The sequence below is a fragment of the Aequorivita aurantiaca genome (assembly GCF_030410135.1).
Taxonomy (GTDB): domain Bacteria; phylum Bacteroidota; class Bacteroidia; order Flavobacteriales; family Flavobacteriaceae; genus Aequorivita; species Aequorivita aurantiaca.
Window position 1 is genome coordinate 24,146 of record NZ_JAUGQQ010000017.1, and the last position, 9,375, is coordinate 33,520.

7 protein-coding genes are annotated in these 9,375 nt (G+C 41.1%); 2 read left to right on the forward strand and 5 right to left on the reverse strand.

Annotated elements, in window-relative coordinates:
* The first annotated feature begins 161 nt into the window (after positions 1-161).
* Positions 162-3,212 carry a protein translocase subunit SecDF gene (gene secDF, locus QRD02_RS13880; RefSeq protein WP_290255568.1) on the forward strand — a complete coding sequence of 1,017 codons (3,051 nt, stop codon included), beginning with the start codon at positions 162-164 and terminating at the stop codon, positions 3,210-3,212.
* Positions 3,213-3,296: 84 nt separating this feature from the next.
* Here secDF and QRD02_RS13885 read toward each other — a convergent pair whose 3' ends face one another.
* The 5 genes from QRD02_RS13885 to folE form a co-directional block, all read right to left on the reverse strand.
* Complete coding sequence (locus tag QRD02_RS13885; RefSeq protein ID WP_290255569.1) at positions 3,297-3,791, reverse strand: DUF192 domain-containing protein; 495 nt, start codon at positions 3,789-3,791, stop codon at positions 3,297-3,299.
* Positions 3,792-3,851: 60 nt separating this feature from the next.
* Entirely contained in the window at positions 3,852-4,781 is a 930-nt protein-coding gene (gene lgt, locus QRD02_RS13890) for a prolipoprotein diacylglyceryl transferase (protein ID WP_435373046.1), read from the reverse strand.
* Positions 4,782-4,837: 56 nt separating this feature from the next.
* A complete protein-coding gene (yidD, locus tag QRD02_RS13895) occupies positions 4,838-5,089 on the reverse strand; it encodes a membrane protein insertion efficiency factor YidD (RefSeq protein WP_290255570.1) in 252 nt (83 codons plus the stop codon).
* 5 nt (positions 5,090-5,094) lie between these two features.
* The gene (cysS, locus tag QRD02_RS13900) at positions 5,095-6,573 is read right to left on the reverse strand and encodes a cysteine--tRNA ligase (RefSeq protein WP_290255571.1); all 1,479 of its coding nucleotides are present in this window, start codon (positions 6,571-6,573) and stop codon (positions 5,095-5,097) included.
* Positions 6,574-6,647: 74 nt separating this feature from the next.
* Positions 6,648-7,325 carry a GTP cyclohydrolase I FolE gene (gene folE / locus QRD02_RS13905; RefSeq protein ID WP_290255572.1) on the reverse strand — a complete coding sequence of 226 codons (678 nt, stop codon included), beginning with the start codon at positions 7,323-7,325 and terminating at the stop codon, positions 6,648-6,650.
* Positions 7,326-7,471: 146 nt separating this feature from the next.
* On the opposite strand from folE, the gene QRD02_RS13910 reads away from it, so the two are divergent.
* The coding region (locus QRD02_RS13910) for an FIDD domain-containing protein (protein ID WP_494337477.1) at positions 7,472-9,375 on the forward strand (1,904 nt) is incomplete at its 3' end.

The window sequence follows — 9,375 nt, forward strand, 5'->3', positions numbered from 1 at the left end:
AAAATTTTAGAAAACATTCCCGGATTTTTTCACTTTAAAATTTCGGCTTCCAATTCACTTTTGTGAAGCTTAAAACCAATTTATTAACAACCGTAATTGTCAGACTTAATCGCAAACCATATATTTGCGCGTTTTAAAAAATCTGACCAAAAAAACATATCATGCAAAACAAAGGATTAATTACCGTATTTGCCATTCTTTTTGGATTGGTGAGTATCTATCAGCTCTCCTTCACCTATGTCGCGAACAAGGTGGAAGACAACGCAAAGGAGTTTGCCAACAGCAAATTTCCCGACACCCAGCCAGATGAAAGGGACAGCGCCGAAAACCGCTACCTGGATTCCGTGGCGAACCAAACAGTATTCTTGGGTATAGATTACAAAACCGCAAAGGAGAAGGAACTAAACAAAGGTCTGGATCTAAAAGGGGGTATAAACGTTATTCTTGAAGTTTCCGTAAAGGACATTTTGAAAGGTTTGGCCAATAACACCAAGGACCCAGCCTTTAATCAAGCATTGGAAAATGCGAAAGAACTTCAGAAAAATAGCCAGGAAACCTATCTTGAATCTTTCTTTAAGGCTTTTGAGGCGCTGCCCGGCGAAAATGAACTTGCTTCCCCGGATATTTTCTTCAATAAAAATTTAGAAGATGTTATTGATGTTGGGATGACCAATGCACAGGTAAAGCCCATAATTGAAAAGAAAATAGACGAATCCATCGTTTCTGCTTTTGAAGTATTGCGCAAGCGAATTGATAAATTTGGGGTAACCCAACCAAACATCCAACGTTTGGGCAAATCTGCGAGAATTCTTGTGGAGCTTCCGGGCGCAAAGGATGTTGACAGGGTTAAAAAACTACTTCAAAGTACAGCGCAACTTGAATTCTGGGATGTCTATAAATTTGAACAAATTGCAGGTTTCCTTCAAACCGCTGATGCCAAAGCCGGTGAAATTGCCATGGCAAAATCAACCGCTGAAACACAAACAACGAAAACTGCAGACACAACCCAAACAGTAACTGATACCACCGATACGGAGGAAGACGACGTAAGCAAACTGTTGGGCGGCCAGGATTTGAAGGATTCGCTTGTTGATGACAATAAAGCGAACCCAATACTTTCAAAAATGGTTTCGTTAGGGAATCAGGGAAGTCCGGTTATCGCTACTTTTAGGGTTAACGACACTGCAGCCATAAATGGTTATTTGCGCAACCCTCAAATAAAATCATTAATGCCCACGGAACTTCGTTATGCGAAATTTGTATGGGGATTGCCCGAAGCTAACCCACAACTAAATGGCGAAGAAGTTACCGCCCTTTATGCATTAAAAGGAAATCGCGATAATCTTCCTCCGCTGGGCGGAAGCGTTGTGGTGGATGCAAGACAGGAATTTGACAACCTTAGCCGCGTGGTAGTTTCTATGCAAATGAACGGTCAAGGTGCCAAAGTCTGGGAACAAATGACTGGCGAAGCGTACCAAAACCAAAGCCAGATTGCCATAGTTTTGGATAACATTGTGTACTCTGCACCGGGTGTAACCTCAGGTGCCATTGCCGGTGGACGAAGCCAGATTTCTGGAGACTTTACGGTGCCTCAAGGACAGGATTTAGCGAATGTATTGCGTGCAGGTAAATTGCCAGCTTCCGCAGAAATTATTCAAGGTGAAGTAGTAGGGCCTACGCTGGGCCATGAGGCCATTAATAGCGGTATTATGTCCTTTGTTATAGCACTTATTGTGGTGCTTTTATGGATGATTGGCTATTACGGAAGAGCCGGTATTTTTGCCGATGTTGCCTTGTTGGTGAACATTCTTTTCATCTTCGGAATCTTGGCGGGGCTTGGGGCAGTGCTCACATTGCCTGGTATCGCAGGTATTGTTTTGACCATCGGTATGTCGGTGGATGCGAACGTGCTTATTTTTGAAAGGATAAAAGAAGAACTCGCAAAAGGAAAGGCGCAGAAAGATGCCATTAAGGATGGTTTTAATAATGCCTTGTCTTCCATTTTAGATGCCAACATTACCACCGGTCTTACTGGTTTAATTCTTTTAGTATTCGGAACCGGTCCAATTCAAGGTTTCGCAACTACTTTATTGATTGGTATTGCAACATCATTGTTCACGGCCATTTTCATCACCAGATTGTTTATTGATGCCTATACAAAAAATGGAAAATCATTACCTTGTTCAACTTCCATAACCAAGAATCTTTTCAAAAATGTAAATATCCAGTTTTTAAGAAAACGCAAAATTGCATATGTGTTTTCCGGAATCATGCTTTTAATAAGCATTACTTCACTATTCACTCTCGGTCTAAATGAAGGGGTGGACTTTGTTGGTGGACGTACTTATACAGTTCGATTCGAAAAGGATGTGAACTCGCAGGAAATTCAACAAAATTTAATCGAAACCTTTGGAAGCGCCGAGGCAAAAACCTATGGCGGTGATAACCAGTTGAAAATTACAACGAAATATAAGGTAGAGGAAACCGGTACCGAAGTTGACGAAGAAATAGAGCGCATGCTTTTTGAAACAGTGAAAAAGGATATGCCAGCCTCGATGACCTATGAGCAATTCGTGGGAGACCAAACCGGAAAAACCATAGGAAGAATGGAATATTACAAAGTGAGCCCAACCATAGCCGATGACATAAAGAAGGATTCCTTCTGGGCCGTATTCGGTTCATTGGTGGTGGTTTTCCTTTATATATTGTTGCGCTTTAGAAGATGGCAGTTTAGTTTGGGCGCCGTTGCCGCAGTATTCCACGATGTACTTATTGTGCTGGGTGTTTTCTCACTTACCTATAGATTTATGCCCTTCAGTATGGAGATTGACCAAGCCTTCATTGCGGCTATTCTAACAGTTATTGGTTATTCATTGAATGACACCGTAATTGTTTTTGACCGTATTCGTGAATATTTTGGCGAACACCCAACCTGGAAGATGAGCAGAATTATTGATGTTGCCTTAAACAGTACGCTAAGTAGAACGTTAAATACATCTTTCACAACTCTTGTGGTGTTATTGAGTATGTTCTTCCTGGGCGCCGAGTCTATCCGTGGACTGTTGTTCGCAATAATAGTTGGTATTGTTGTGGGTACTTATTCATCATTGTTCATTGCTACCCCAGTTATGTATGATACCGTAAAAAGAAAGAAAGTTGAAGATTTGATAGATAAAAAGGAAGAAGAGGAAACTCCCGTTGTGGAAGCATAATACGCTATATTCCAAAGAAAACAAAAGCCCTCTCCAAATTGGAGAGGGCTTTTTATTTTAAATTAAACCAGAAAATCTCGTTCATTAATTTTTGGTGAATTCAATTCTGTCACCTTTCTCCAGTTTCCATTTATCGGAAAGCCCTGCATTAATTTCTAACACATATTGCGAGGGAGCCTCGGACGGAAGCGAGGTTTCATCATAAGTCTTGGCATTTTTCTGAAAACTTACAATTTCCTTCTCTGCATTTAAATAAATAATATCCAGCGGAATTTCAGTATTCTTCATATAAAAGGAACGTGGCTGCATATCATTAAAAATAAATAGCATCGCTTGATTTTCGGCAAGCGAATTGCGATACATCAAACCTGTTTGGGTTGAGTATTCATCATCGGCAATCTCAATATCCAGCGTGGCAATTATTGAATCGTTTTTCGACTTCAATAAGGTAAGTTCACCTTCTTTGGTAAAGGTTATTTCTCGGGTTAAACTTTTAACCGGACTTTTCGCGGTGTCTTTACAATTGTAAAAAGAAAAGATTGAAACCGTTATTGCTGCGGCTATAAATGTTTTTTTCATTTCAATGCGATGTTAATAGAATAAGGTACGCGTGGTTCTAATCCCTATTTTTATGGTTTGTTATTGCGCAATTGTTTTTTTGGAAGCCATCCACATTATATATACTCCAGCAATGATAAAAGGAACGCTCAACCATTGTCCAGTTGAAAGTAAGCCCAAAGCCGACTCGAACCCGCCTTGGCTTTCCTTTACAAATTCCACTATAAAACGAACCGTGAAAAGCAGGATTAAAAAGACGCCGAAAATATAGCCAATTTGTTTTCTCCGTTCCGTTTTCCAATATAGATACCAGCAAACCAAGAACACTATAACATATCCGAATGCCTCATAAAGCTGCGCCGGATGCCGAAATGGCACCGAAGCCAATAGTTCAGAAAATTGTGGATTGTGCACAATGGCATCATAGGCCTTATTAGGGTTTTGGATGCCAGTGGCCTGTACTGCTTCGTTTTTACGGATGCCTTCATGGATAAACCGAACGCCCAGTGGAAAATCGCCGGATGGCTTCCCAATGATTTCCGAATTCATAAAATTCCCGATTCTCACAAAAATTCCACCGGCGGCAACTGCAATCACAACGCGATCCATAATCCATAAAAATGGTTTTTGAATCACATTTTTAGTGTAATAATACATGGCAATCAAAATAGCGATCGCCGCGCCATGGCTCGCTAAACCTTGGAAACCCGTAAACTCGAATTCCGGGACTGTGCTTATGGGAAGAAAAACCGAAAGGGGATCATCCACAAAAAGTTCTGGTTGGTAAAAAATTACATGTCCCAGGCGGGCACCAAGCAGAACTGCAACAACCATATAAATGAAAAGACTATCCAGTTTTTCCTGTGGCAGACCTTCCCTTTGGTAAATTTTTTTGGTCAGAATCCAGCCCAGGGTAAAGGCAACAACAAACATCAAACTGTAAAAACGAATCATAAAAAAACCCAGGTCAATCCCTTCCGATGGATTCCAGGTAAAACTTAAATAGTGCATAATGGGGGTTTTTTAATAAGCAGCGTAAAGATATTGTTTTAAATCAGAAATCACTATTACGAATTTTCCGATTTTGGAGGAACCGGGTCATAACCTGAGCCTCCCCAAGGGTTGCAGCTGGCAATGCGCTTTGCGGCCAGCCAAGAACCCTTTAACAAGCCGTGCGTTTGCAATGCTTCAAGGGAATAATGCGAACATGTTGGGGAATATCTACACGTTGCCGGGGTAAATGGAGAAATGAATTTTTGGTAAAATCGAATTAAAAGAATGAAGGGAAGGATTAAAATTTTTTTAGTTTCATAATCCATAACTCTTAGCTCATCACCTGAAAGGTAGTTCCATCTTTGCCGTCCTTTAGTTGAATTCCCTTAGCAGAAAGCGCCTCACGAATATTATCGCTCATCGCAAAATCTTTATTGGCTCGTGCCTGATTTCGCAATTGGATAAGAATTTCGACTGCCGCGGCAAGTTTTTCGCCATCTGCGGAATTTTCGGAGTTGGTGTCCTGAAGCCCCAAAACATCGAATAGAAAGTCATGTAATGTTTGTTTCAACAATGAAAGATCCCTTTCGGAAATAGTTTCTTTTTCATCCTTCAGTGAATTTGCAAACTTCACCGCTTCAAAAAGATTTGCAATTAAAATAGGACTGTTGAAATCATCGTTCATCGCATTATAACATTCGTTTCGCCAGTTTTCAATATCAATACTGCTTTCTTCCGAAGTGTTAACATCCATGAGCATTCGGTATCCATCCATCAGTTTATTAAACCCTTTTTCGGAGGCTTCCAAAGCTTCACTGCTGAAATCGAGAATGCTGCGGTAGTGTGCTTGATACATAAAGAATTTGGTGACCGTGGGAGAGAAGGGTTTGCTTAAAATGTCATTTTCACCGGTAAACATTTCATTGGGAAGAATGAAATTTCCGGTGGATTTTGACATTTTTTTGCCGTTTAGGGTAAGCATGTTTGCGTGCATCCAATAATTTACGGGCGAGCTGTGATTGCAGGCTTCGGCTTGCGCAATTTCACATTCGTGATGCGGAAACTTTAGGTCCATGCCCCCGCCATGAATGTCGAAATTGTTGCCCAGATATTTGGTGCTCATTGCGGTGCACTCCAAATGCCAACCCGGAAAACCTTCGCCCCAGGGTGAGGGCCAGCGCATAATATGCTGGGGCTCTGCTTTTTTCCAAAGAGCAAAATCCTGGGGATTTTTTTTATCGGTTTGGGCGGAAAGTTCGCGTGTATTTGCAATCATATCCTCAAGTTTTCTTCCGCTCAATTTTCCGTATTGGTTGGTCTCGTTGAATTTCAATACATCGAAATAGACAGAGCCATTTTTTTCGTAAGCAAAACCTTCCTTTATTATATTTTCAACAATCTGTATTTGTTCAATAATATGGCCTGTTGCGGTGGGTTCAATACTCGGCGGCAAGGCGTTGAATTTTGCCATCGTGGTATGGAAATCTACCGTATATTTTTGGACCACTTCCATGGGCTCCAATTGTTCAATGCGTGCTTTTTTAAGAATAGGATCGTCGCCGCTTTCGCCGTCGTTTTCTAAATGGCCGGCATCGGTAATATTCCGCACATAGCGAACTTTGTAACCTAAATGTTTTAAATATCTGAAAACCAAATCGAAGGAAAGAAAAGTGCGGCAATTGCCTAAATGTACGTTACTATATACTGTTGGTCCACAGACGTACATTCCCACTGCGCCTTGGTGAATTGGCGTGAATTTTTCTTTGGTTTTAGAAAGGGAATTGTAAATGTAAAGCTCGTGCTGTTTCAAGGGTGGCTATTCAAGTTTTTTACGGAACTATTCTTATACTTCTATTCGAAGGAAATTATGGAATATCTTTTATATTAAAACTGCGTATCCATTTTTATATAATCCAGGAATTCTCTTCGAATTTCAACTTTTTTGAAAGCTCCGCCAAACTCGCTGGTTACGGTACTGCTGTCAATATCTCGAATTCCACGTGAATTTACGCAGAGGTGCTTGGCATCAATTACGCAAGCCACGTCGTCTGTGTTTAAAACTTGCTGCAGCTCCTTAACTATTTGCATGGTCAATCGTTCTTGAACCTGTGGCCGTTTGGCGTAGTAATCGACAATTCTATTCATTTTTGATAGCCCCACCACAGACCCGTTGCTAATGTAGGCAATGTGCGCCTTGCCGACTATGGGCAACAAATGATGCTCGCAAGTGGAATAGAGCGTAATGTTTTTCTCTACCAGCATCTCCTGGTATTTGTATTTATTTTGGAAGGTAGAAGCCTTAGGTTTTCTGTCTGGATGCAGGCCCGCAAAAATTTCCTGAACGAACATTTTTGCAACACGGGTCGGGGTCCCTTTCAAGCTGTCGTCATTAAGATCAAGTCCAAGGGTATGCATTATGTTTTGAACGTCCTTTTTAATGCTCGCTATTTTTTCAATATCGCTCAGTTCAAAGGCATCGTTTCGCATGGGTGTTTCCGTGGAACTTCCAATATGGTCATTGCCCATAGCTTCTATCTCTTTCAGTTGTTTTTCTAAATTCATGCTATAGTTGTGAATAACTTTTATAAGCTTGCAAAGATACGCAATAGCATTGGGGTTTTAAAAATAGGAAGTTTATTTTTTAGAATTTTAATTCTTAGGTTTTCATAAAATTTTCTTAATTTCCCCCCTCATTTTTTCTTGACAATATGAATAAATTTTACTCCCCAAGGCAATTTTTTATAACGTTATTATTATTCCAATTACCATTATTACTTTTTTCACAAGGTCCAGGTTCATTATTTGTTAATGCTGGCCCGGATGTGGTAGTGGACTGCAGCACGGGCTGCACGGATTTAACAGCAAATTTCCTAGAAACCTATGACACTTCTGGCAGTAATTATGGAATTTCTTCCATACCATATGTGCCGCCATTTCCTTATAATGGCCTTGCCAATCCACTGAACCCGAATATTGACGATGCCTGGTCACCAGTGGATAATCTTCCGTTCGAATTTTGTTTTTTTGGAAACACCATAACACAATTTCAAGTAGGTTCTAACGGTGTAGTTCGTTTTGATGTTGATCCGGGTGACACGGGACCATCCTCAAATGGCTGGGATTTTGATGCCGACCTTCCAAATAATTTTGAAGAGGCCTTGGCAGAGGCGAATATTCTTTTGCCGGTCCATGATTTGGACCCTACGCAATCTAGCTCAGAGGAAATAGGATATGAAGTTATTGGTGCTTATCCAAATAGAGTGTTGGTTGTTTCATATTATCAGGTACCGCTTTATTCTGGATCTTGCAATAATCTTCGGGCAACGCAAATGGTGGTTTTTTATGAATTTTCCAACGTAATTGAAATGTACATTCAGAACAAACCTGTGTGTCCCACGTGGAATGACGGTAATGCCGCAATGGGAATACAGAATAATGCGGGAACCATTGCGTACGTTCCTCCGGGAAGAAACACCTCGGATTCTCCGTGGACAACTTCAGATGAGGCTTGGAGTTTTTCCCCCACTGGCCCTCCTACCTATACTTTTGAATGGTTAGACGCCGCGGGCAATGTAATTGGTACTACCCCCACAATAAATGTTTGTCCGTCGGGTACTGAGGTATATACCGCTCGGGTTACTTATACGAATTCCTGCAACGGAGATATTGTAGTATTGACTGATGAGGTACAAGTCTCACTTCAAGCAACATTTTCAGTGGAATTAGGTCCAGATATTGAAACCTGTGCTTCTTCGCCAATTATTTTAGATGCGGAAACAGGAGTGCCTACAGTAACCTATCAATGGTTTTTTAATGGAGGTTTAATTCCGGGAGCAACCAATCCTACCTATACCGTGAATCCTCCAAATTCTGGAAACTATTCCGTGGAGGCTACTGATAACGGTTGCACCATATCTGATGATGTTGATGTGAATTTTCTCGCACAGCCAGTAATTGCGAGCCCTCCTCAAGATATTGAAATCTGTGATGACGGTACCAATCCAGGAATATTCGATTTAACGCAAAATGATGATGACGTAAGGGGTGGACAGGATCCATTGTTTGAAATAACGTATCATCGTAATCAGCTGGACGCAATTAATGACGCCAATCCAATTGTTCCGGCAAATGCATATCCCATTGTCGGTTCCTCCGAAATTATTTGGGTTCGAATAGAAGAACCAAATGGAATTTGCTATGCCATTGATTCTTTTGAAATTAGTTTTGCGGCCGCTACGGCAACAGCCCCTGCAAGTCCTTATTACTTATGCGATGTCGGCGTGCCCGGTCAAGAACCTATAAACTTAAATGTTACTTTTGACGCAATTATTCTAAATGGACAATTACCTGCTCAATATACAGTAACCTACCATGCTACTCCCGTCGATGCCATTGCTGGGATAAATCCGTTATCACAGCCACATATTGTTACAGCTTCCCAATTTATTTTTGCAAGAGTTGAAAGTAATACTGTTCCAACTTGTTTTGCAACTACTCAATTTAACATTATTCTTGCACCCCAGCCCATCGCCAACCCACCCGTTGATCTTTTCCAGTGCGACTACGGCACTACGTCCGGGGTCTTCGACCTCCGTGACAACGACGCCAATAT

Excerpts from the sequence above, each read along its gene's own strand:
- secDF (WP_290255568.1), top strand. The coding sequence starts at position 162 with ATGCAAAACAAAGGATTAATTACCGTATTTGCCATTCTTTTTGGATTG.
- yidD (WP_290255570.1), bottom strand. The coding sequence starts at position 5,089 with ATGGATTATGAAACTAAAAAAATTTTAATCCTTCCCTTCATTCTTTTA.
- lgt (WP_435373046.1), bottom strand. The coding sequence starts at position 4,781 with ATGCACTATTTAAGTTTTACCTGGAATCCATCGGAAGGGATTGACCTG.
- QRD02_RS13885 (WP_290255569.1), bottom strand. The coding sequence starts at position 3,791 with ATGAAAAAAACATTTATAGCCGCAGCAATAACGGTTTCAATCTTTTCT.
- folE (WP_290255572.1), bottom strand. The coding sequence starts at position 7,325 with ATGAATTTAGAAAAACAACTGAAAGAGATAGAAGCTATGGGCAATGAC.